Source organism: Burkholderia sp. 9120, assembly GCF_000745015.1.
GTDB lineage: Bacteria > Pseudomonadota > Gammaproteobacteria > Burkholderiales > Burkholderiaceae > Paraburkholderia.
Genome location: NZ_JQNA01000002.1, coordinates 6,430,763 through 6,452,586, shown reverse-complemented (window position 1 = coordinate 6,452,586; position 21,824 = coordinate 6,430,763). Strand labels below are relative to the sequence as shown.

Below are 21,824 nucleotides of genomic sequence, written 5' to 3'. Positions count from 1 at the left end.
ATTCGCGTACCGCTTGCTGGGCGTGCGGTGAGCGCGCGGCCGTGGGCGCCCGCGTTAAGGAAAGGCACCGTCGCCGCCACATTCGTTTCTTATTGGAAATATGCCAGGATTTCAGGCGAGCGCGGCCATCGCGCGCATGATCAGATAGCCTTCGTGGTCTTTGGCCCACAGCTCGATCGTCTTGCCATCCGCGGCGAGCTTGCCGCATACCGTCAAGGGTTGGCCGGCGAAAGCCGGGCGCAGCGCCTTGAAGGCAAAGCTTTGCAACGCCGTATCCGCGTCCGGCACTTCGCGGCGCACCAGATCCACCAGCAGCGTCGCGATCAACGGGCCATGCACGATCAGGCCGGGGTAGCCTTCCACCTCCGTCGCATACGGATAATCGTAGTGAATGCGATGGCCGTTGAAGGTCAGCGCCGAGTAGCGGAACAGCAGGACCGCGTCGGCGTCGATCGTGCGGCGCCACGTTTCGCCCTCCGGCGCGAGCGCCGCCTTGGGCGGATGCCCGCCCGCCTCGGGCGCGTCGCGATAGACGATGTCGTGTTCCTCTTCCAGCTTCAGTTCGCCGCCGACTTCGATCGTGTGCTGCACCGTGACGAACACGAGCCGGCCGGAACGGCCGGTCTTGTCTTCGATATTGGCAATGGTCGATGTGCGCGTGGCGCGCTCCCCCACGTTGAGCGGCGCATGAAACGTCAGACGCCCACCGGCCCACATGCGACGCTGCAACGGCACCGGCGGCAGAAAACCGCCGCGCTCGGGATGACCGTCCGGCCCGACCCTGGAAAGCGGCGCGGCTTCCAGAAAGTACAGCCAATGCCACAGCGGCGGCACCGTGATGCCGCTCTCCTCGCGGTCGAGCGTGGCGGCCATCGCCGTGAGCGGAAAGGCGGTGATGTCGTCTTTGACGACGACTTCCTTGAACAGCCAGTCGTCGAGTTTCTGTGGGGAGTCGGACATGCGATGAGTCTCCGGGTAGCCGCATTGGCGCTTAACGAGGGCCCTACTATGACCGATGCGGCAGGGCGAGCCAAGCCGGGACGGGAATGAAAGAGCAAGAGCCGGAGTGTGTGGCCGATGACGCGTGCTTACACTCGGTCATCGCTCGAAAAATGCTGGATGGAGATGGCTGATGAATACGATTGTGAGAGAGGCGGACTCGCTGGCGCAACGCGTCGATGCGGTCGACTGGTTCGACGTGGAAGAAGAACTGAATGGGCACGGCTGCGCGATGTTGCGCAATCTGCTCAGCGCGGAAGAATGCGATGCGCTGACCGCGCTTTATCCGCACGACAGGTTGTACCGCAGCCGCGTCGTGATGGCGCGGCATGGTTTCGGCCGTGGTGAATATAAGTACTTTGCGTATCCGCTGCCGTCGCTGATCGCCGGTCTGCGCGGCGAGCTTTATCCGCGTCTCGCGCCGGTGGCGAATCGCTGGAACGAGGCGATGGGGATCGACGCCCGCTATCCGGCCGCGCACGCGGCGTTTATCGAGCGCTGCCACGCCGCCGGCCAGACGCGTCCGACCCCGTTGATGCTTCAATACGCGCCGGACGACTACAACTGCCTGCACCAGGATCTCTACGGCGAGCACGTGTTCCCGCTCCAGGCGGCGATTCTGCTGTCCGAGCCGGGCGTGGACTTCACCGGCGGCGAATTCGTGATGACGGAGCAGCGTCCGCGGATGCAGTCGCGCGCGGAAGTCGTGCCGCTGCGCAAGGGCGACGCGGTCGTGTTCGCGGTGCAGCACCGGCCGGTGCAAGGCACGCGCGGCCCGTACCGGGTGAATCTGCGGCATGGCGTGAGCCGCCTGCGCTCGGGCCAGCGGCATACGCTTGGGGTGATTTTCCACGACGCCACCTGACGTGGCGCGGTGCTGCGCTGCCGCAAAAATTCGACAAGCGTCATTTTGTCCAGGTATCATCCGGGAAAACCCGAACCCACCGGATGCGCTGCGCCACCCTTTGCAGCGTGTTTTGGTGTGCCTGTTCGGGTGTTATCGCCCGTCGTCGGACGGGGCTGTTGGCCGGTGATCCCGGCATGACGGCCCAGTTCGGCGATACGTAGGTGGCGGCCCGCGTGCCCGCCCTGTCGCAATCGGCCAAAAGCCGAAGGCGGCCACTTAGCCTGGATATCATCGATCATGATTGCTGCCGCATTTTCGCGCGTCGCCGACCGTCTGCTAGCCGCGGACCCGGGACTCGTCCGCCTCCATAACGCGTTGCGCGTTGCGCTTGCCTGCCTGCTGACCGGCGTGGCCAGCATCGCGTGGACCGTGTCTTACCACCAGCCCATCACCCTCGCTGCGCCCGGCATCCTCTTCGCGATGGTCGCGCCGCTGTTCGTGCGCGACGCGCGACGGTCCGCGTGGTTCGGCACCCTTTTCTACCTTTATCTGTGCTCGTGCGCGTGTTTCGCCGCGTCGAGCGTGCTGAGCCGCTATCCGCTCGCCGGCGATGCGGGTTTTCTCGTCGTGATGTTCGTCGGCATGCTGTGCCAGGCGTGCGGTCCGCGCGCGTTGGGCTGCGCGATGCTGGGCGTGGTGTGTTTTTACCTGGGCTTGTATCTGCATCCTTCGATGCAGCATCTTGTGATGTCGCTGTTGTTGTCCGCGTTGGGGCCGGTGATGGTGACGCTGGTCGGCCGCGTGCTGGTGCCGACGCGGGTCACGGCGAATTTCCGGCTGGCCGTGCACACGGTTATGTTGCGCGCGGCGCGTCTGCTGCATGCGCCGGGGGCGGCGAATCTTTCGTCGTTGAATGAAGCGGCGCTGTCGCTTGAGGAGCAACTGGCGTTGCTGAATCCGCCGGATGCCGAGACGGTTCGCGAGAGGATCGTCGAAGTGGAAGTCGCGGCTGGGCAGCATGCGTTTGCTGCGGGGCCGGCTTCGGGTGGCATGCAGGCGAGCGCGGAGGTGCTGCGGCACGCGATTGGGCGGCTTAGGGAGATGGCGCAGCGAGGTCGTGCGGGAAGGGCGGCGGGGTTGCCTTCACGCGTTGATGTTGATGTTCGCTTTGCTGCGTCCGCAGCGCAGCGTTTCGCCGATTTGCGCGCCAAGCTCTGCTGGCTGCCCGCCACGCGCGCGACGACCGCCGCGTTTCTCGCGATGCTGATCGGCCACTCGCTGTCGCCCGAGCGATGGTTCTGGGCGGTGATCACGACGTTCGTCGTGTTCCTCGGCACACGGTCGCGCGCCGACACGGTATATCGCGGCGCACAGCGGCTCGTGGGAACGCTGGCCGGTGCGTTGGTCAGCGTGCTGCTGGTTGCGCCGTTGCATGGCTCGCCTGGGTTGCTGGTGGCGGCGATGGTGGTGTGCGTTTTCGGCTGGGCTTACTTCATTCTGAATGCGTACGCGCCGGGCGTGTTTTTTATCACCGTGCTCGTTGGGCTGGTTTATGGCGAGCTGGGCTTCGCGATGGGGCCGTTGGCCGAGCTGCGGATCGAAGAGGTACTGGTGGGGTGTCTCGTGTCGTTCGCGGTCGCGATGTTGATGATGCCGCTTGCGGCGACGCGGCATGTGGAAGCGAGACTTGGGGCGGTGCTTGCGGCTTTGCGGGAGGTCGTGCGGGTAGCGGGTTATTCGCGGGCTCATGGTCACCGTGCTGCGGATGGGGCTGTGGATGCGACGTCGGATGCGACTTCGGCGATGCGCAAGCTCGATCGTAGTTGGCATGATCTGCGGATTGCGTTGAAACCGCTGCAAACGCAACGCGTTGTGGTGTGGAATCCCGATGTTGAGCTGGCTATCGGTTCGCTGCTTTGCTGCCTGCATTGGGCGCGGGTGTTAAGTGATGCGTCGCGGCGCGGCGACGCGGTGTCGGAAGGTGCTGCGCTTAATGCGGCGGAAGTTGGAGCGGCGCATATGGCATCGATCGTGGCGCGGCTGGATTCGTTGATTGCGCGGTATAGCGGTGAGGGTTCTGCGCTGGACAGGTTGGAAAAGCGTGAAGCGTCGGTTGCCGCGCTCGATGTCGCTCCGGATGCGGCGCCAGCGCTGGCTCAACTCGATGGCGCGGTCGCGCAGTTGTTTGATCGGTTGACCCAGCCGGTTCAGCAAACTCGGCGGATGTTCAATTGGGCATTTAGAAGTCGGAGCGTTTGAGGGCGGCTGGCTAGCGTCGGAGTCCTGCAAGAAAGTTGTCCACAGAAAATGTTTGCAAGGCTGTGGATAACGTTCCGGCAACAGGGGCAAGTCGTTGATGGGGTTGGGTTTTGTGGCGGAGGTGCGGTGGTGGGCCCGGGGTTCCATCCAGTTGACCAGCGCCCACGCAGGCGCCGGTGGGTTGAGGCGTTATAGCCTGCCGATTGGGTGCTGCGTGACGCTCAGGCACGCCTTGATGGCAGGTCGACCCTTTGCGATCACGTTGAGTACGGCGACTCCGAGTTGTCGCGCGAGCTCGTCGTCAAACTTGAATTCGTCTCCGTCCAGGAAGAAGGACACTTCCATGTCCTTGGTCACAAGCGCGGCCAGCCGGGCTGAATCCACAACTCGCATGATCAAGTTCTGCGGATCGTCGGTGTACGTAAGAACCAGGGAATAAGGTGGTTGGTTAACCATCGATATCCCCCGAACTATTCGGCCTTTCGAGTGGGTGTCGCGTAGCAGTCAAGAATTCATTCAACGCTGGTTGTCCCAATGCAAGCAAGGTGAGCACGCCACAGCCAAATCGACGGACGAATTCGTCGTCAAGGTTGAAATCGAATTCGTCCAGCAGGATCGGCACCCTCAAAGTTTTAGCCAGGCCCGATGCCAATTTGGCCGGTTCAACCACTTGCAAAATCAGCTGTTGAATATCTTCTTCGTAACTTATGACGACCGAACACAGCGGCATGTGGCTCATCGACATCCTCTGTACGATGCATAAATTTTTAAGGCATCTGTTTTGCACAAAACGACGCCCGAATGAACGGCTGCGCTTAGGGAAGCTTACGGCGAGGCGGAAGATCCGATTCCTTAAAGACGTGTCTCAAGTCTGCCCCGCCGATGCGTTTTCCCGCTTCCATGATCATGAGACCGTCGCTCGGCTGCGGATAGACAACAAGTGGTTCACCATCGAGACGATCAATGTCGAACGTGTCCAGAACGTACCCAGTATGTGCCCAGTATGTGTCTCCACGACATACGCATAGATAACCCTCGTCGATCCCGATCAGGTCACGCGCGAGCAGGACAAATGCTCCGCCGGGCAATCTCTCCTCGGAGTGATTGAAGGCCAAGCAGTAGGGCACATTGACTTCACGAACCGTGCACGTTTCTAACTGTGCCCGCCACTGCGAAACGTATGCGCTGTAAAGCGATTCATTCACCGTAAGAAGAAAATGAAGTAGCTCGCGTTCGTGGGCTGCTAAAGGCCGTTGCACAGTTCGTCTATCCCGGAAGGCGAACTAGATGACGTAAATCAGCGCCACCGACCCACCTACCGTCCTCGATAATCATCAATCCGGCGCCGGGCTCGGGATAGTCAACAAGCGGTTCACCATCCAATCTATCTACATTGAACATATCAATGACAAGATCCGTTGGCGTCTTCATCGCCACCGCATAGATGAGTACAGGCACGCCGTGATCGACACCCACCAGCTCTCGGGTGAGAGTAAGCGCGTCGCACCCGGCTTTCTCAGTGCTGTCGTCGTGACATACGGCAAGGTAAAACGGAGAACCAATCTCGCGCACCAGACACTGGCGAATTTGCGCCTTCCATTGATTGATTCGATCGCCGTAAATTGGCTCGCATGTTTCAATCAGAAACGTAAGCAACGCGATTTCCTGCAAGAAAAGTGGTCTTGACAATCGTTACTCCACGCTTTCAAACGAATCGAAGTCAGGAACTCAATAGGTTGGCCATCTTGAGAGTTTTGAGTTCGTCGCATGGGTACCTTAAACGCTGCAACGACTGCCTCAGGTGGATGAAGTCGACGCGAGTGATGTTGTTCAGGATCCACAGAGCGACATCCGGGTAGGGGACGAAGTCTAGGGAAGCTTACGGTGGGGAGGAAGGTCCGACTCCCCGAAGACGTGTCTCAAATCCGCTCCACCAATACGTTTTCCTCCTTCCATGATCATGAGACCGTCACCCGGTTCCGGGTACTTAACAAGCGCCTCTCCGTCGAGACGATCGATGTCGAGGGAGTGCAAGACATAACCGGCACGCGTTTCCACGACGCAAGCATAGATGAGCACGGACACGCCCTCATCGATTCCAACCAGAATGCGAGCCAACTGTGTGTAGCCACCGCAGGCCAATCGATCTTCATGGCAGATCGCCAGACAGTAAGGCACATTGACCTCATGAACCGTACATGTTTCTACTTGAGCTCTCCAGCGGGGTACGTAGTCTTCATAGAAAGATTCGTTCACGGAGAGAAGAAATTCAAGTAGCTTAAGCTCGTGATTTGCTAAAGGTCGTTGCATAGTTCACCGACTCCAGAACGCGATATAGATCCCGATAGAATCACGCGCAGACGGGCAAACAGTAACCACCGAACCTGATATCCATCGTTCCAGAACACATAAAAATCATAATCTCCGTCTGCCATAGACGTGCCGCAGGTCGGCACCGCCAATCCATTTGTTTCGCTCCACGATCATCAAGCCAGCCCCGGGCTCCGGATAGACGACGAGTGGGTTGCCATCCAGCCGATCAATGTTAAAAGAATCCAGAACCGGGCCGACTGCGGTTTCGTGAACAATTGCATAGATCAGCACCGCGACACCCTCGTCCACGGCGATCAATTCTCGCGCAAGCGTGTGGGAGCTCTCCGGTCCGCTATAGCGCTGCTCCGCGTGGCTGATCGAAAGGCAATACGGAACGTTGACCTCATGAACCGTACAGTCTCGAAGTTGGGCCATCCAACGGGGTACGTCAGCTTCGTATAGGGCCGCATTGACAGAGATCATGTACTCGATGAGTTGACGCTCCTGAAAACTTAGAATTCGTTGCATGAATACCTCGAACGTTTCGATCATCGTGGTAGACGAATTGAGCCGACGCGAACCATGTCCACAGACTGTCGGTGGGCTGAATATTCGATCGCCATACCATTGACAGTGACGACAAACGTGTCTCCGTCACCTACAGCTAACTGCAAGCCGCTATTCTCCGCCACGTCTTTGATAATGGCGTCCATGACCGGCTGATGCGGGATACCGGCCTCATCCAGATGCCGAAACGTGTGATAAAGCTGATTAGGATTTTGTCCCCAGTTTATCTCCGACGTATCCTTCACCGTCGGCTTGCACATCTCCTTGATGCGCTCGACCGTTTCAGCCGCTTTTCTCGCCCCCTGCCCGATGCCATACCTGACCGCCGGGTTATGCACCAACCGCCAGATAAACAGCGCGCCGCGCGCCAGGTTGTCGGGCAAGCCAGCCGAAAAATGACACCCGCCGCAAACCGTCGATGTCCCAGGCACCGCCGCCTTCAGCCTCTGACGCGAGCCCTGGAGATTCGCCGGCGGCCCTACCGGCGATTCCCCAAAGTTGTAGTTGTCGATCCACTGATCGACTTCATCGCTACTGATCGGAACATCTGTCCCGTCATTCAGATCGAGAACACTGCCATTCCTTGCGACAGTCCCGCTGCGCGACACAACGCGACCGTCAGGCGCATAGTCGAAACTGACCTTGAATACGCGTCTGAGACCGCCGTTGGCCGGACTCGCATACTCATTGAACTTGAACCGGCTGATCCGCCCTCGCAGGTCATAGCGCAGGTAGAAATCGCCGGTCGGGTTGTAGCCGTTGAGAACGCGATGGGCGGCATCGCGCATGATCATTTCCGTGCCGTCCGGCAACGCCTGCTGGACGATGACGCCGAACACGTTGCCGGTCGCGTCGCGCGTGATCTTCCACTGCCCAACCAACGTCCCCGCCTCGTAGAACTGCGCGAAGGTGATCCGGTTGAACGCGTCGTACACCATGCCGTAAGCACGCGTCGCGTCGTTCGATTTCGCCGCGTCGAAGCCGCTCGCTCCCGTGCTGTCAGTCGTGGGTGTCTCGCTCAGCCCGGTCGCATTGCCCTGCCCGTCGTACATGAACGACTGGATGACGCCAGGCGACGCAATCGCCGCAGGACGCAGACTCGTACCGTCCGCGTAACGGATCGTCGTGATGGACGTCCCGGAAGCATCTTTACTTGTGATCCGTGCCGGCCGGCGACGTCGTAGCTGTATTCGGCATTGCCGCCTTCGTCGCTGTCCTTCAGCAAACTGCCTGATGCGTCCCACGCGAAGCTTTTAGCGCCATCAGCCGAGCGGGAGGAAGTGGGTCGCAGCACGCCGCCAACGGAGGAAAAACTCAGCGTCGTCGTACGTTTGCTGTCGGTGACGGCAGTCGTCCCCGCGCCGTAGGCGAACTGCGCGTTGAGCGACGAATCCGCGTGACTAACCGCCGTCGCACGACCCTGCGTGTCGTAGCTCCACGTCGCAATGCGACTGCCGGTTTCGTCGATTTCGCCAGTGAGCGCGTTACGAAAGCGGGTATCGTCATAGACATAGCGGTGCACGTTGCCGTCAGGCCAGGTCACCGAAACAAGGTTGCCACTCGCGTCGTACGCGTATTGCGTCAGCCTGCCTAACGGATCATTCAGACGCGACAGACGGCGCCTGTCGTCATAGTCGAGGCGAAGCGTGATGTCCTGTTTCGCGTCGGTGCCTGCCGCATGCTGCGTGATCGTCGTCAACAGACCCGAGCTGTCGTAGGTCAACGTCCGGACAAAACCCGTCTTCGTACTTTCGGACAGCAGCAAGCCCTGCGCGGAGTACGACTCGGTGGTATCCGTCTTCAGATCGGTAAGCGTCCACCCCGAACCGGATTGAACGAGCGCGAGACCCGTAAATCCCGCCGTACGCCAACTCCCGGAAAACCAGTTAAAAGTGACGGGCTCGCCGTTCTCGCGATACGCAAGAACCTTCGACGCACTACCGCTGTTCGCATTGGCCAACCCAAGATTGCGCTGCCAACTGTGAAACCACACCGGTCCCATCGCAGCAGACGAAGCACTCAACGACTTCGACCGATACGTCCGCGTGAACCGCATCGGCAGATCGTCGCCGCTGACGAAATCAGTCTCCGTCAACGTGACAGCGCCATTGCCCGGGTACACCGGGTCAGCGACGGGACAACTGGCCTCGGGCTCATTTGCCGCCGGCGCCGCGCACCATTGATCAATTAGCGCGAGGTCGTTGATACACGCGTAGTTGCCCATCCCACCCGGCGTATTGCCCACGACATCGAGGCGACACGTCTTTGAACCCGGCGTTGCACCGGACTGCGAGTAGAGCGTGAGACAGTCGGTGGCGTTTGCACCGAACGCCACCATGAGCAGCATGAATGCGGCTAGCAGGCGAACGGCCATTCCGACCGGCCCCGCGACCACGCGGTAGTCTTTCATCGTCATCCTTATTGGTTGTACTTGTATGAAGCACAAGCACGCTATAAGGAACTCATCGACGAGAGGATCCGAAAATTCTCAACCGTGTATTTCTATTTTCATCAGCTACAGCGCGCTTCTATCAGCGCCTACACGAAGCGTAGGAAATCAAGAAACGGCAAGTCATCCGAAACCCCCAAACGCAAAAAAGCGAGGCCGCCGCGCACCGTCATCCTGACCGTGCCCAACGCCTCGCCTTTAAAACTTATCCCCAGATTTTGTTCAGAAGCCTGTGGATAACCTTCCTGCAACCGCCGCAACTCCTTGATCGGACTACCTTCTCAAGCGTTGCGCGCGGCACACCACCAACCGGGAACGACTAAACCGCCGCCCGCCCAATCGGCCGCACAAACGCACTCCGTTCGACCAATGCGCCGAACAGCAGCCCAATCGTGGTCCACATAATGACCTGCATCCCGATCGCGGCAACGCGGAACTTCCACAGCAGCACCGCCGGGAAAGCCGCCGGCACTTCATTGATCACCGGCATGGAAAGCTGCACAGCGGCAATAATCACGACGAACACCACGGCCGCCACGATCGAGCCATTCCACGCGCCGAGTTGCACGGCCAACCGACGCCGCACCTTCAACGAAAACACCATCGCCGCCAGCGAAATCGCGATCATCAAAAAGAACAACCCGGTCCGCGCGCCGATCGTTTCAGGATCGCCGACCGACGGCGGATTCGCCGGGTACTTGATATTCGGCACGATCACAATCGTAATGAACGCGCCGAGTGCGAGCCATGCGGACAACGCCCGCGCGCTCACCACGCCGACACGCCCATAAGCGAACGCAAACACCAGCGAAAACAACCCGCCAATCGCCGCGCCATACGTCACCACGCCCGTCAGCAAACCCAGGCCCGCCTGCGTCTCACGGCTGACGATTTCCGGCTCAGGGGCTTCGCCCTTCGCGGCATCGGCTTTTTCTTCGAAGGAAATCGCCTGATCGACCTGCGGCTCGCCCACCACTTTGGCGAAGCTGAACGTGAGTAATCCCGCGGCGATGCCTGCAAGCATCCCGCGCACCAACAATTTACCGACCATGTTCAATGCTCCGTTAGTGGCAAGGAAAGCCGAGCAGATGGCGGCCGTCGTGCACGAACTCATGCACGTACATGCCGGGCACCAGCGAGGTGGCACCCTCTTCCGCACCAACGAAGTAAATAGCGAGCAGCAACAGCAAACCGCCGAATACGATCCACGGCAGCAACTCGCGCAAGGGAATCGGCGTGGGCTGAGCAACAGCCGGATTGCCGGAATTGAGAACAGCTTCAGTCATGACGGACATCTCCTGGGGTAACGCGCCCCGATAGTCGATTACAGAGGAAGTGCGCAAAGCTCAGGTCTGGCTTTTGGCAGGAGATGCCAATTACAGTGGCGCGACCGCGCCGGGCTTTCACCGGCTTCCGAGCTTCGCAATGCCGCTATTCTACGCGTTAAACTCCGGCCTTCGGCAACGCAAAACTAACGCGCGAGTGCATGGCTTCGGTGCGGGCGCCAGGTGCAAGGAAACGCAAGGAAACCCACGGTATGGACATTCGGCTATTACTGATTAGCCACGCCTCGACCGCCGCGATGCGTGCAGGCCGCTTTCCCGCCGCCGACTCACTTGCTCCACTCGACCCACGCGGTCTCGCCGAAATCCAGGCCGCGCGAGCGTCTCTGCCGATCCCCGACGATGCCGCTGCCTTCGTCAGCCCCGCCTCCTGTGCGCGCGAAACGGCTTTGGCCTTGGGCCTGACGGCGACGGTCGACGCGCATCTGGCGGACATGAACTACGGCAATTGGCACGGTCGGCGCCTCGCCGATCTCATGACCGAAGCGCCGCAAGCACTCGCCGCCTGGACCCGCGACCCGGACGCCGCGCCGCACGGGGGCGAGTCGTTCAGCCAACTCGTGAAGCAAACCGGGGAATGGCTGGAAGCGTTGAATGAACAGGCAAGCCCCGCATCCCAGGCGAACGAGACACGCAACGTGGTCGCCGTCACGCATGCGCCGGTGCTGCGGGCATCGATCATATCTGTGCTCGGCGCTGCGCCCGCGGTGTTTCCACAGATCGAGATCGCGCCGCTTTCGGTGATCGAATTGCGCTACTCGCGACGTGGCTGGACCTGGTGGCCGGCGTCGCGCTAGCCACCGCGCGTCCGCTCAAGCGGAAACGCGCCGTCTACCCAAGCCGATTATTTGCCCGACACAACCAGCCGCAGCTTGTTCGAGCCCGTCGGCGCGAGCGTGATCTCGGCCCGTTTGCCCGGCGCGCCGACATAAAAGTGCTGACGTGCAGGCGAATTCTGATCGTGCGTCGCCTCGGGCAAACAGGAGGCGACGTCGGCTGCGACGGCTTGCAACGCATCCGCGTTCGAGCCCGCGTCGTGGTGCGGCGTCCACATGCATTGATAGCTGCCGTGACCGGCTGAACATTGGGCGTCGTCGCTGTAGGGCTGGGCGACGCCTTTGCCGTCGTCGGGCGTCAGCGAGGACAAGCCGCCCGGCGCAGCGGCCACGATGCGTTTGAGCGCCGCGCAGGGGCTGGGGGCATCGTCGGCATAGGCGTTACTGCACGGCAAAACGATGCCCAGCCATGCAGATAACGAGGCAGCCGCGAGCGCGGCTGGGAAGTGTCGGGGTCTGTTCATGTCGCGTGGTCCTTCAAGAAGTGGGAGCACTAACGCGATCAGAAGTAGCACGGCGCATGCCTATCCAGGCCCGATCAAAACCCCACTACCTCTTCACGCTCCGTCACCGAACAACGCCGCGCGCCCTTGCGGCGACGCAAAAATTCCCTTGGCGTCATGCCCGACGCCGTCGATCACCAACGTGCGATGCGTCGCCAACCCTTGCGGATGCCGCGACGCCATATACCGCGCGTAAGCGAGTCCACGCCCCAACCGGTGCTCCCCTTGCGTCAACGCCGCACAGGACCGATCGAGCGCCGGATGCTGCGGATCGCAATCCGCGCCGCCCAGCAGCACCGTCACATCACGCTGCGCATAACGCGCTTCGAGAAGCGCCGCCGCGTCCCCCTCATCGCCCTCTCCATTTGCATACGCGGGCAAATCCTCAAGCCCATACTTCCAGCGATTAAACGACGGGCACGCCGTCGCATCGAACGTCGCGAACTCTCCCGACGCCCCCGGCCGCATCGCATCGAAATACACATACGACGAAGGATTCGCCACCACATAGCGCAGCGCAATGCCACGCGCCGTGAGCGGCGCATCGCCGCGCGCGACCACCGCGTAACGTTGCACGACCTGGCCGCCGCCCGAATGCCCCGCGATCACCACCTCGGTCAGCGACGCAAACTGCTCGCGCGCGGCGAGCGTGTGCAGAATGGCGTCGAGCACATCGAACGAACTGAGCGGTGCCGGCCCCACTGCGTTGTCGCCGCCCATCCAGCCGATCCAGTCCCAATGCAACGTGGAAGGCGGCACGGCATGCGCCTCCACGTCGGCGCTGGCGAGAAACTGCGGCACGATCAGCAGCGTGTCGTCCGCGCTGCCGCCGGCCAGTTCGCAGGCGCGCTGCGCCAGATCGAAGTACGTATCGCCGTTGCGCAAACGTCCGTGAATCAGAATCACCGCGCGCCGCACATCGCGCGTCGGCGCAAGCCAGTCGCCGTTCGTGAAGACCGGCACCGTGCCGCTGCCGGCCGGCGTCGTGACGTTCAGATGGCGGCTCGCCACCACCGCGACCGGGCGTTCATTCGGCGCGCGTTCGTCGTCCGTGTTTAAAGGCTGGGTCATGCAATGAGCTCGTGGTTAATCTAATGAGTGGCGGCCCTCGCCGCCAAGCTGCCGTGCGCTCGCCCGGCGCGCGTGAAATACACCATCGCCAGCGACACGAAACCGGCAAAAATCAGGTAGAACGCCGGTGTGAGACTGCTGCCCGTGACGCGCGTCAAACCGGTGATCGTCAACGGCGCCATGCCGCCGAACAGCGTCACTGCAATGTTGTACGACAGCGCCACGCCAGCCGAACGGCTACGCACCGGGAAAAGCGTCGCGAGCATGCCCGGATGCGCGCCGGACATCGCCGCGAGAAACACCGTGGCGACCATCTGCGCGATGAACAGATGCCCCGGCGTCGGGTTGGTTACGACGAAGTGATAGAGCGGATACACGCACACCATCCACGCAATCACGATCGGATAGAACAAGCGGTACGCGCCGTAACGATCGGCGAGCTTGCCCGACAGCGGAAACAGAAACAGATTCAACGCGCCCGACACGAACGCCCCGAGCAACGCGGTAGACAGCGGCAAATGCAATTGCCGCTCGACATACACCGACAGATACGAGTGCCACACGTAATTCGTCGCCGCCCCGACGATGATCACGCCCATCGCGCAGATCGCCGCATCGCCGTTATCGCGGAAGAACTGCCGGATCGTGACGCGCGGCGGCCTCTCCTGATGTTCGAGCAACTGCTCGAACTCAGGCGACTCGGCCACGCGATGCCGGATATAAAAGCCGAACGGACCAGCCAATGCGCCGAACAGAAACGGCAGACGCCAACCCCACGCCACCAGTTGTTCGTGCGTCAACTGCGTGGTCAGCAGATAGCCGACACCGGACGACAACAGCAACGCAAACGCCTGCGCCGACATGTTGAAGCTGCCATAGAACATCTTCTTGTGCGGCGGCGCATACTCCACCAGCATCGCCGACGCGGTCGCGAACTGCCCGCCCACCGAGAGCCCTTGCAGCAAACGCGCAAGCACCACCAGCAGCGGCGCCGCGATGCCGATCCGCGCATAGCTCGGCGTGAGTCCCATCAGCAGCGTGCTGGCCGCCATCGAAATGATCAGCAGCGAGAGTGCCTTGCGACGCCCCGCCCGGTCCGCGTAGATGCCCAGCAGAATGCCGCCGATCGGCCGCACGATGAAGCCCACGGCGAACGTGGCGAGCGTCAGCATGATCGACACGAACCCGCTGCCGCCCGGAAAGAACACTTGCGCGATGATCTTCGCGAAGTAGCCGTAGATCAGAAAGTCGAACCATTCGAGGCCGTTGCCGAGCACGGACGCGAAGATCGCGCGCCGCACCATGGCCGGGCTCAGCGCGCTCGAAGGGTCGGCGCCGGCCATTGCGTCGTCAGGCCGATTGAAGGCTGCCTCGCTCATGGCTCGCACCCCTGCGTACCGAACATGGCCGACAACGCGCACACCGACGTCAGCATTCGCGCGCCGTCGTGACCGACGCCCGGCACGATATGAAAACTCTGATTCAAGCCCTGCGGATGACGCGACTGCATATACGCGTAATACGCGGTCGCGCGCGCCACGCGCTGCGGCCCTTGCGCTTCCGCCGCGCAGGATTTGTCGAGTGCGCTTTGCTGGGGATCGTCGTCCGCGCCGCCGACGAGATAGTCGATCCGGCGCGCTGCATAACCCGCTTCGAGTTGTGCGGGCGAACGATCGTCGAGATACGGCGGCCGGTTATCCATGCCGTACTTCCATTGATTGAAGTCGGGGCATTGCGCGGCATCGAACGGCGCGGCGACACCTTGGGCGTTGGGCCTTGACGCGTCGAAGTAAGCGTAGGTGGACGGGCTCGCCACCACGTATCGCACGTCGATGCCCTCGCCGGTCAGCGTGGCAATGTTGCGTCCCGCGACCGCGTAGCGCTGCACCACCTGGCCGCCGCCCGAATGGCCGGCGAACACCACATGCCGCAGATTCGGAAACAGCTTGCGATCGGCGAGACGCGCGACGATCGCGTCCAGCACTTCGTAGGAACCGATCGGCAGCGGCGCGCGTGCCGCTTCGCCGCCCATCCATGCATCGCCGGTCCAGCGCAGCATGTCGGCGGGTTCGTCGTGCACGCGCAGGTCGAGGTTGGCGAGGAATTGCGGCGCGATCAGCAGCGTGGTGTCGGGATCGGCGTGCGCGGCGTCGCGGGCATTTTGCGCGGTGCGGTAGTACACGTCCGCGTTGCGCAGTTTGCCGTGTATCACGATCACCGCACGCGTCACCTGGGGCTGCGCGACGCTCCAGTCCTTCGACAGATACAGCGGAAATTCGGCATGCCCTTGCGGCGTGTCGATCGTGAACCGCGTGTCGGAGATCACCGCGACCGGCCTCAGATGCGCCTTGTACGCGTGGGCCGCCAACGCCGGTTGCGCGAGCGCCGCCAAAACGGCCACGCCTGCTGCGGCGCATATCGTCGCGTTGCGTCGAGAGAGAGAAAAGGTCATGCCGCTAGCTCCTGATTACCGTGCGCTGTCTTGAGTCTTGAACGCGGCGCATCGTCGAATCCGTCGTTGAAAAGCCAAATGCTCAGAACCGGTGGCGAATACCGAGCGTCACGCCGGTCTGATTCGGACCGAATGCGGTGTCGCTCGTCAAACCGACCGGCGTGTATTTATCGTTGGCGTAGCGTGTGGACGCGGCGTAGGCGACGGTTGCGTACACATCGGTTCGCTTCGACAGAATATAGTCCGCACCCAGCACGCTCATCAACGAGTTCGACACGTTGGCCGCCTTGTTGCTCTGGTAATACTCGGCAACCGTCACGCGGAATTGCGGCCCGATCAGATAGCGCACCCCGCCGAACCACAATGCCGACGACACCGTCGGGCCCTTGGTCGGGTTGTACAGATAGTGCTCATAGCCGCCCAACACGGTAAGGTCGCCGATCTGTTCACGCGCCGACGCGCTCCAGTTGCGCGATTTGGTCCACATGCCGGTGGAATTGATCGCGCCATTGCGGTAGTCGTAGGCGAGTGCCGCGGCGAAGCTGCCGCTATCGTAGTCGAGCGCGCCGCCGTAGGCCGCACTGCTCTGAAACGAATCCGCCGTGCCGCCGAAGCTGTACACCCCCGTCGCCGTCAAACCGCCGAAGTGGCCCACGTACTTGACCGAATTGTTCACGCGCGCCTTGAACGAAAAGCTGTCCGCGGAACCGGTGGTGGGCATCCACGTGTACTGCTGGCCGAACACCATCGGGTCGTACTTGATCAGCGTGTCGTACATCGCGGTGTACTGCAAGCCCGCCGACAACGCGCCATAAGCGTCGTTCGCGACCCCCACCGCCGCGGTGCGATTGAACAGCACACCGGCGGTCGCGTTGGTGCCGTCGTTACCGTTGAATCCGGCTTCGAGAATAAAGAACGCCTTGTTGCCGCCGCCGAGATCTTCCGTGCCGCGAAAGCCGAAGCGCGAATTGCTCAGGCCGCCGGAATTCTCACGCACCAGCGAGCCGCCGCTCGCATGGTTGAGAAATTCGAGGTTGGTGTCGATCAGGCCGTACAACGTAACCGAGGCCTGGGCATGCGCACCCGCGCAACCCGCCATGGCCAACGCGGCCACTGCATATTGTTTTTTCACTGACGTCTCCGGTCGATTTTGTTTTATGTCGCAACGTGACCGGCGCGGCTCGTCTGGGGCAGCGCGGGCATCGGTCGATGCGATGAACGAGATCGTAGGATTGGCCGTGGTAAATGTAAAATACCTGTTTTACGCATCATCCATATATATTGAATATGGCAGCGGGCGGCATGAATCGCACGGCCGGGAGACGGAACATCATGGAACTGCGTCATCTGCGCTACTTTCTGGCAGTCGCCGAAGAAGGCCAATTCACGCGTGCCGCCGAACGGCTGGCCATGCAGCAGCCGCCGCTATCGCAGCAGATTCGCGCGCTGGAAGAAGAGATCGGCTTCGAGCTGTTCGTGCGTATGCCGCGCGGCGTCACGCTGACACCGGCGGGTCAGGCCTTTGCGGACGACGCGCAACGCCTGCTGCACGACCTTCAGCAGTCGGTGGAGAAAGCGAACCGGATTGCGCGCGGCGAACTCGGCACGATTTCGATCGGGCTGACCAGCTCGGCCGCGTTTCATCCGTTCACGACCGAGGCGATCCGCGCGTTCCGGGCGGTCTGCCCGGAGGTGGCCGTGGAACTGGCTGAGCTCAACGCGGCGGAAATCATCGAACGTCTGGCCGCAGGTCAGATTCAGGCCGCGTTTCTCCGCAAGCCGGTCGACGCGCGCGAGGGCGTGGCGTTCCAACTCCTGCTCGATGAGCCGATGGTCGTGGTATTGCCGGCCGGGCATCCGCTGCTGAAAGGCGCGGGCAAGAAGCGTCCACAGGTGTCGTTGAAAGCGCTGGCTCAGGAAGACTTCATCCTGGTCCGCCGACCGGGCGCACCCGGCATGTATGCCGACATCCTCGCCGCATGCCGGCAAGCCGGCTTCGTGCCGCGAATCGCGCGCGAAGTGCCGCGCATGGTGTCCGGCATCAACCTCGTCGCGGCGGGTTTGGGCGTGACGCTGGTACCCGCGTCGATGCAGCGCTACGACCAGGTGGGCACCGTGTATTGCACGCTCGCCAATCCATCAAGACTGAGTGCGCCCCTGCATCTGGCCTACCCGGCGGCGCTGCAGAACAGCGCGGCGACGCGCTTCATTGAGTTAGTCATGGCGCGCGCACAAAAGTAGGTCATGGCGACTCGCGCCCGGAGCGGCTTTGGCGAGGCGCATAGGCACATTAATTGCACCCTCGCCGTACCGGCCGGGCAATTGCCGGTCATTCAATGACGCGAACACACGCTATGTCAAACAAACTCGCCGCCAATCAGAAGGACCGCCTTTCCTCAGGTATCGAAGGCATCGACGACATCCTCGGAGGCGGTCTTACGCCTCATCGCATGTACCTCGTGGAGGGCGCGCCGGGTACAGGTAAAACTACCCTGGCGTTGCAATTCTTACTTGAGGGTGTGAAACAAGGGCAAGTCGGGCTCTACATCACGCTGTCCGAAACCCGCGACGAGTTGATCTCGGTCGCCCAGAGCCACGGCTGGGACCTCAGCCAATTTGCGATTCTCGAACTGCTCTCCGACGAAGGCCTCGACCCGCAGTACGAACAGACCGTGCTGCACCCGGCCGAAGTCGAACTGGGCGAGACCGTGCGCAGCGTCATCCAGCAGGTCGACGAACTCAAACCCGCGCGCATCGTGCTGGACAGTCTGTCGGAATTGCGACTGTTGTCGCAGAACTCATTGCGCTACCGGCGGCAGATTCTGGCGCTCAAGCGCTATTTCGCGACCCGCGAGTGCACGGTGCTGCTGCTCGACGACAATGCGACCGATCCCGGCGACGTGCAACTGCACAGCATCGCCCACGGCGTCATCACGCTCGACAACCTCGTGCACGACTACGGCAGCAACCGCCGGCGCATGCGCATCGCCAAGATGCGCGGCATCAAGTTCCGCGAGGGCTATCACGACTTCACGCTCGACACGGGCGGCATTCAGGTATATCCGCGGCTGGTTGCCGCCGAACATCACGCGGATTTCCTCACCGACGTGCTCAGCACCGGCACCTCCGGTCTCGACGCGTTGCTCGGCGGCGGCCTGATTCCGGGCACCAACGCGCTGATGATCGGCCCCTCGGGCGTGGGCAAAACCACAACGGTGGTGTCGTGCCTGATCGCCGCGTTGGAGCGGGGTCAACGTTGCGTCTATTACGTGTTCGACGAAACGCTGACTACGCTGATCGTTCGTTGCACGTCGCTCGGCATGTACCTCGCGCCGCACGTGGAAAGCGGCCTGCTGACGCTGCGCCAGATCGATCCGGCGGAAATCTCGCCGGGCGAGTTCGCGAGCGACGTGCGCAACTCGGTGGAAAACAAGGGCGTCAAATACGTCGCGATCGACAGTTTGAACGCCTATTTGCAGGCCATGCCCGGCGAGCGCTATCTGCTGCTGCAAATGCACGAGCTGCTCGGCTATCTGAATCAGCAGGGCGTCGTCACGATGCTGGTGCTGGGGCAGCACGGCATCATCGGCGAAGTGCAGAGCGATATCGACATTAGCTATCTCAGCGACGTGGTCGTGCTGTTCCGCTATTTCGAACACCACGGCGAAGTGCTGACCGCGGTGACCGCCGTGAAGAGCCGCGCCAACGCGCACGAACGCTCGATCCGTCAATTCCGGCTCAGCAGTCGCGGCGTGGAAGTGGGCGAGGCGCTGCGCGACTTCGAAGGCGTGCTGTCCGGCCTGCCGTCGTATCGCGGCGGTACGGCGCTACTCGGCGCCACGCCCAACGTCATCGACTCGTCGAGGTAGTCAGGTCATGGAGCAACGCGTCCTTATCCTGGCGCCGTTCGGCCGCGACGCCGATGTGATTGCCGAAGTGCTGCACAAAGACCAACGCCAGTGCATCGCTTTTCGCAACGCGGACGCGCTGACCGAAGCGCTGGAGGCCGGCGCGGGCAGCGCGCTGATCGCCGAAGAAGCGCTGGCGGATCACCATGCATCGCGTTTATTCGACTGGCTCAAGCAGCAGCCCGCCTGGTCCGATTTCCCGTTTATCCTGCTCGCCGCGTCGCGGGTCGGACACCGGTCCGCGCGCGGACTTGAAGTGCTGGAACAACTCGGCAATGTGGTGGTGCTCGAACGTCCGCTGAATTCGGAGACACTGCGGCGCGCGGTGGCGTCGTCGCTGCGGGCGCGGGCCCGGCAGTACGAATCGCGCCGCCATCTGGCCGAACGGATCGAGGCGCAGAACGCGCTGGTGCAGTTGAACGATTCGCTGGAAAGCCGGATTGCCGAACGCACGCACGAACTCGCCTCCGCCAACAACCGGCTGATGACGGAGATTCACGAGCGCGCCAAGGTGCAGGCGGTGCTGGTGCAATCGCAGAAGATGGAAGCGCTCGGGCAACTCACCGGCGGCATTGCGCACGACTTCAACAATCTGCTGAACGTGATCATGGTCAACGCGGAACTGATCGCGCGGGTCAGTGCCGACGAACGCATTCGCGGCATGGCGGCCACGGTCAAACGCGCGACCGAACGCGGCGCGAAACTGACCGGGCAGTTGCTGACTTTCTCGCGCAACAGCAACCTCGATCTCAAAGCCGTGGACGTGGTCGCGTTGCTGCAAGGCATGCGCGACATCATCACGGTCTCGCTCGGCTCCAGCATCCGCTACGCCAACGAGATTGAAGGCGAAGAGATGTGGACCGAGGCCGACGCCAATCAACTCGAACTCGCTATTCTCAATCTCGCAATCAACGCGCGCGACGCGATGCCGGGCGGCGGTCAGCTCAGCATTCACGTCAGACAGCGCACCGCGCCCGATGAAACCCTCGCGGCCGGCCGTTACGTGGTGCTCGAAGTGATCGACACCGGTTCGGGCGTACCCGCCGACGTGGTCTCGCGCGTGTTCGATCCGTTCTTCACCACCAAGCCGATCGGCAAGGGCACCGGCCTCGGCTTGAGCCAGGTCTACGGTATCGCGAGGCAGGCGGGCGGCACGGCGCGCCTGTTCAGCGAGGAAGGCGCCGGCACCACCGTGGAGATCTGGCTGCCGTTGCGCGAACGCGTGGCGCCGCAAAACGAAGCGGCTTCCGACGTCGAAGAAAATGCCGTCGGCGAAAAACGGGTGTTGGTGGTGGAAGACGACAGCGAAGTGCGCGCCATGCTGGTCGAGTCGCTGCGCATGCTCGGCTACACCGTCACCGAAGCCGCGGACGGTCGCGCCGGATTGAATCGTCTGAAGGAGGATAAACCGGACCTGCTGATGGTCGACTTCGCGATGCCGGGTATGAACGGCATCGACGTGATCGCGGAGGCGCGCAAGATGCGCGAAGACTTGCCGGTGATCCTCGCCACCGGTTACGCGGATGTGGATATTTCCGGGCTGGCGGTGAAACGTTGCACGATTCTGCGCAAGCCCTTTCAACTGGACGATCTGGCGCGCACGGTACGGCTCGGGCTGGCGGCGTAACTTGCCAGACGCGGTTACGCCACGCACCGCACGCAGTTAAATCCGGCGCCGCCTCCACCGTCGCGTCACAAAAAAATCGCAATTCAATAGTTTGCTAACGAATTTTTTAGAAATACAATACCGGCCATGTCGAATCTCGATAAATTGCGCCGCACCGTTAGCAGCACCCTGGTCGTGGCCGCCAGAAAATGGCGGCGCACGAGTCATGGAGTACTCGCGGCCTTCAACGTGTCCGAGGCGTGCGCCACACCGCTGCTCACCGCCAGCCGGCTCGGCGCGGCGGTGCGTCAGGTCACGCTGGCCGATCACATCGGTATAGAAGGTCCGTCGCTCGTGCGGTTGCTCGATCAATTGTGCGCGGCAGGCCTGATGCGCCGTGACGAGGATCCCGAAGACCGCCGTGCGAAAACCGTGGTGCTGACCGAAGAAGGCCGCGCGGTCACCGCGAAAATGGAAGAGGAACTCGTCACGTTGCGCGCGCAAGCATTGAAAGGCGTGTCGCGCAGCGATCTGGAGGCGACCTTGCGCGTGCTTGCAGCGTTTACATCAGACGCGGCCGAACGGGCGGATCAAACGACTGCCGGCAAATCCCCCAAACGCAAAGCATCCTCCGTAGCGGCGCACGACGCCGGCGATCCGGCATAACGGTT

General features: G+C 61.9%; 23 protein-coding genes. 7 read left to right on the top strand and 16 right to left on the bottom strand.

What is annotated here, in order from left to right; all coding sequences use genetic code 11:
* Nucleotides 1-111: 111 nt before the first annotated feature.
* The gene (locus FA94_RS36590; protein ID WP_035561385.1) at nt 112-960 is read right to left on the bottom strand and encodes an HTD2 family dehydratase; all 849 of its coding nucleotides are present in this window, start codon (nt 958-960) and stop codon (nt 112-114) included.
* Between the two features lie 172 nt (nt 961-1,132).
* On the opposite strand from FA94_RS36590, the gene FA94_RS36585 reads away from it, so the two are divergent.
* Nucleotides 1,133-1,864 carry a 2OG-Fe(II) oxygenase gene (locus FA94_RS36585; RefSeq protein ID WP_035561382.1) on the top strand — a complete coding sequence of 244 codons (732 nt, stop codon included), beginning with the start codon at nt 1,133-1,135 and terminating at the stop codon, nt 1,862-1,864.
* Between the two features lie 279 nt (nt 1,865-2,143).
* Complete coding sequence (locus tag FA94_RS36580; RefSeq protein ID WP_035561379.1) at nt 2,144-4,105, top strand: FUSC family protein; 1,962 nt, start codon at nt 2,144-2,146, stop codon at nt 4,103-4,105.
* A gap of 189 nt (nt 4,106-4,294) precedes the next feature.
* Here the strand turns inward: FA94_RS36580 and FA94_RS36575 are convergent, their stop codons facing one another.
* The 10 genes from FA94_RS36575 to FA94_RS36530 form a co-directional block, all read right to left on the bottom strand.
* A complete protein-coding gene (locus FA94_RS36575) occupies nt 4,295-4,561 on the bottom strand; it encodes a hypothetical protein (protein ID WP_035561376.1) in 267 nt (88 codons plus the stop codon).
* Nucleotides 4,554-4,844: a hypothetical protein gene (locus FA94_RS36570; RefSeq protein ID WP_035564067.1), complete on the bottom strand. Its 291-nt coding sequence runs from the start codon at nt 4,842-4,844 to the stop codon at nt 4,554-4,556. The genes FA94_RS36575 and FA94_RS36570 overlap by 8 nt, the downstream gene beginning before the upstream one ends.
* Nucleotides 4,845-5,371: 527 nt before the next feature.
* A complete protein-coding gene (locus FA94_RS36560; RefSeq protein ID WP_197070278.1) occupies nt 5,372-5,794 on the bottom strand; it encodes a hypothetical protein in 423 nt (140 codons plus the stop codon).
* Between the two features lie 180 nt (nt 5,795-5,974).
* On the bottom strand, nt 5,975-6,415 hold the full coding sequence (locus tag FA94_RS38995) for a hypothetical protein (RefSeq protein WP_156126786.1): 441 nt from the start codon (nt 6,413-6,415) through the stop codon (nt 5,975-5,977).
* A 105-nt stretch (nt 6,416-6,520) separates the two neighbouring features.
* A complete protein-coding gene (locus tag FA94_RS36550) occupies nt 6,521-6,946 on the bottom strand; it encodes a hypothetical protein (protein ID WP_156126785.1) in 426 nt (141 codons plus the stop codon).
* Nucleotides 6,947-6,966: 20 nt separating this feature from the next.
* Nucleotides 6,967-8,037 (bottom strand): hypothetical protein, encoded by a 1,071-nt coding sequence (locus tag FA94_RS39710; RefSeq protein ID WP_035561359.1) that lies wholly within the window; start codon nt 8,035-8,037, stop codon nt 6,967-6,969.
* A complete protein-coding gene (locus FA94_RS39705; protein WP_035561356.1) occupies nt 8,004-9,395 on the bottom strand; it encodes a DUF6531 domain-containing protein in 1,392 nt (463 codons plus the stop codon). The genes FA94_RS39710 and FA94_RS39705 overlap by 34 nt, the downstream gene beginning before the upstream one ends.
* Nucleotides 9,396-9,523: 128 nt before the next feature.
* Nucleotides 9,524-9,685 carry a hypothetical protein gene (locus tag FA94_RS38990; RefSeq protein ID WP_156126784.1) on the bottom strand — a complete coding sequence of 54 codons (162 nt, stop codon included), beginning with the start codon at nt 9,683-9,685 and terminating at the stop codon, nt 9,524-9,526.
* Nucleotides 9,686-9,753: 68 nt separating this feature from the next.
* Nucleotides 9,754-10,485, bottom strand: coding sequence for a CbtA family protein (locus tag FA94_RS36535; RefSeq protein WP_035561353.1), 732 nt, complete (start codon nt 10,483-10,485; stop codon nt 9,754-9,756).
* A 13-nt stretch (nt 10,486-10,498) separates the two neighbouring features.
* Entirely contained in the window at nt 10,499-10,720 is a 222-nt protein-coding gene (locus FA94_RS36530) for a CbtB domain-containing protein (protein WP_035561350.1), read from the bottom strand.
* Between the two features lie 251 nt (nt 10,721-10,971).
* Here FA94_RS36530 and FA94_RS36525 point away from each other — a divergent pair, with 251 nt between their 5' ends.
* The gene (locus FA94_RS36525; RefSeq protein ID WP_035561347.1) at nt 10,972-11,574 is read left to right on the top strand and encodes a histidine phosphatase family protein; all 603 of its coding nucleotides are present in this window, start codon (nt 10,972-10,974) and stop codon (nt 11,572-11,574) included.
* Nucleotides 11,575-11,621: 47 nt separating this feature from the next.
* On the opposite strand, the gene FA94_RS36520 is transcribed toward FA94_RS36525, so the two are convergent.
* The 5 genes from FA94_RS36520 to FA94_RS36500 form a co-directional block, all read right to left on the bottom strand.
* Entirely contained in the window at nt 11,622-12,077 is a 456-nt protein-coding gene (locus FA94_RS36520; protein WP_035561345.1) for a hypothetical protein, read from the bottom strand.
* 93 nt (nt 12,078-12,170) lie between these two features.
* On the bottom strand, nt 12,171-13,187 hold the full coding sequence (locus FA94_RS36515; protein WP_035561342.1) for an alpha/beta fold hydrolase: 1,017 nt from the start codon (nt 13,185-13,187) through the stop codon (nt 12,171-12,173).
* Between the two features lie 20 nt (nt 13,188-13,207).
* Nucleotides 13,208-14,566: an MFS transporter gene (locus FA94_RS36510; protein ID WP_035561339.1), complete on the bottom strand. Its 1,359-nt coding sequence runs from the start codon at nt 14,564-14,566 to the stop codon at nt 13,208-13,210.
* Nucleotides 14,563-15,639 carry a hypothetical protein gene (locus FA94_RS36505; RefSeq protein WP_051981132.1) on the bottom strand — a complete coding sequence of 359 codons (1,077 nt, stop codon included), beginning with the start codon at nt 15,637-15,639 and terminating at the stop codon, nt 14,563-14,565. Before FA94_RS36505 ends, FA94_RS36510 begins: the two co-directional genes overlap by 4 nt.
* Before the next feature lie 82 nt (nt 15,640-15,721).
* Nucleotides 15,722-16,771 (bottom strand): porin, encoded by a 1,050-nt coding sequence (locus tag FA94_RS36500; protein ID WP_035561335.1) that lies wholly within the window; start codon nt 16,769-16,771, stop codon nt 15,722-15,724.
* A gap of 200 nt (nt 16,772-16,971) precedes the next feature.
* On the opposite strand from FA94_RS36500, the gene FA94_RS36495 reads away from it, so the two are divergent.
* The 4 genes from FA94_RS36495 (at nt 16,972) to FA94_RS36480 (ending at nt 21,819) form a co-directional block, all read left to right on the top strand.
* On the top strand, nt 16,972-17,880 hold the full coding sequence (locus FA94_RS36495; RefSeq protein ID WP_035561332.1) for a LysR family transcriptional regulator: 909 nt from the start codon (nt 16,972-16,974) through the stop codon (nt 17,878-17,880).
* A 113-nt stretch (nt 17,881-17,993) separates the two neighbouring features.
* Nucleotides 17,994-19,508, top strand: a complete 1,515-nt coding sequence (locus FA94_RS36490) for an ATPase domain-containing protein (RefSeq protein WP_035561329.1) — start codon at nt 17,994-17,996, stop codon at nt 19,506-19,508.
* Nucleotides 19,509-19,515: 7 nt separating this feature from the next.
* Nucleotides 19,516-21,174: a response regulator gene (locus FA94_RS36485; protein ID WP_035561327.1), complete on the top strand. Its 1,659-nt coding sequence runs from the start codon at nt 19,516-19,518 to the stop codon at nt 21,172-21,174.
* Between the two features lie 126 nt (nt 21,175-21,300).
* Nucleotides 21,301-21,819 carry a MarR family winged helix-turn-helix transcriptional regulator gene (locus FA94_RS36480; protein ID WP_051981130.1) on the top strand — a complete coding sequence of 173 codons (519 nt, stop codon included), beginning with the start codon at nt 21,301-21,303 and terminating at the stop codon, nt 21,817-21,819.
* Nucleotides 21,820-21,824 lie beyond the last annotated feature (5 nt).

Bases quoted from the DNA above. Each gene is read 5' to 3' on its own strand.
- FA94_RS36535 (WP_035561353.1), bottom strand. From the start codon at position 10,485: ATGGTCGGTAAATTGTTGGTGCGCGGGATGCTTGCAGGCATCGCCGCG.
- FA94_RS36520 (WP_035561345.1), bottom strand. From the start codon at position 12,077: ATGAACAGACCCCGACACTTCCCAGCCGCGCTCGCGGCTGCCTCGTTA.
- FA94_RS36575 (WP_035561376.1), bottom strand. From the start codon at position 4,561: ATGGTTAACCAACCACCTTATTCCCTGGTTCTTACGTACACCGACGAT.
- FA94_RS36495 (WP_035561332.1), top strand. From the start codon at position 16,972: ATGGAACTGCGTCATCTGCGCTACTTTCTGGCAGTCGCCGAAGAAGGC.
- FA94_RS36505 (WP_051981132.1), bottom strand. From the start codon at position 15,639: ATGACCTTTTCTCTCTCTCGACGCAACGCGACGATATGCGCCGCAGCA.
- FA94_RS36590 (WP_035561385.1), bottom strand. From the start codon at position 960: ATGTCCGACTCCCCACAGAAACTCGACGACTGGCTGTTCAAGGAAGTC.
- FA94_RS39705 (WP_035561356.1), bottom strand. From the start codon at position 9,395: ATGAAAGACTACCGCGTGGTCGCGGGGCCGGTCGGAATGGCCGTTCGC.
- FA94_RS36485 (WP_035561327.1), top strand. From the start codon at position 19,516: ATGGAGCAACGCGTCCTTATCCTGGCGCCGTTCGGCCGCGACGCCGAT.
- FA94_RS36510 (WP_035561339.1), bottom strand. From the start codon at position 14,566: ATGAGCGAGGCAGCCTTCAATCGGCCTGACGACGCAATGGCCGGCGCC.
- FA94_RS36570 (WP_035564067.1), bottom strand. From the start codon at position 4,844: ATGAGCCACATGCCGCTGTGTTCGGTCGTCATAAGTTACGAAGAAGAT.
- FA94_RS36550 (WP_156126785.1), bottom strand. From the start codon at position 6,946: ATGCAACGAATTCTAAGTTTTCAGGAGCGTCAACTCATCGAGTACATG.
- FA94_RS36530 (WP_035561350.1), bottom strand. From the start codon at position 10,720: ATGACTGAAGCTGTTCTCAATTCCGGCAATCCGGCTGTTGCTCAGCCC.
- FA94_RS36585 (WP_035561382.1), top strand. From the start codon at position 1,133: ATGAATACGATTGTGAGAGAGGCGGACTCGCTGGCGCAACGCGTCGAT.
- FA94_RS36480 (WP_051981130.1), top strand. From the start codon at position 21,301: ATGTCGAATCTCGATAAATTGCGCCGCACCGTTAGCAGCACCCTGGTC.
- FA94_RS36580 (WP_035561379.1), top strand. From the start codon at position 2,144: ATGATTGCTGCCGCATTTTCGCGCGTCGCCGACCGTCTGCTAGCCGCG.
- FA94_RS36490 (WP_035561329.1), top strand. From the start codon at position 17,994: ATGTCAAACAAACTCGCCGCCAATCAGAAGGACCGCCTTTCCTCAGGT.
- FA94_RS39710 (WP_035561359.1), bottom strand. From the start codon at position 8,037: ATGTACGACGGGCAGGGCAATGCGACCGGGCTGAGCGAGACACCCACG.
- FA94_RS38995 (WP_156126786.1), bottom strand. From the start codon at position 6,415: ATGCAACGACCTTTAGCAAATCACGAGCTTAAGCTACTTGAATTTCTT.
- FA94_RS36515 (WP_035561342.1), bottom strand. From the start codon at position 13,187: ATGACCCAGCCTTTAAACACGGACGACGAACGCGCGCCGAATGAACGC.
- FA94_RS36525 (WP_035561347.1), top strand. From the start codon at position 10,972: ATGGACATTCGGCTATTACTGATTAGCCACGCCTCGACCGCCGCGATG.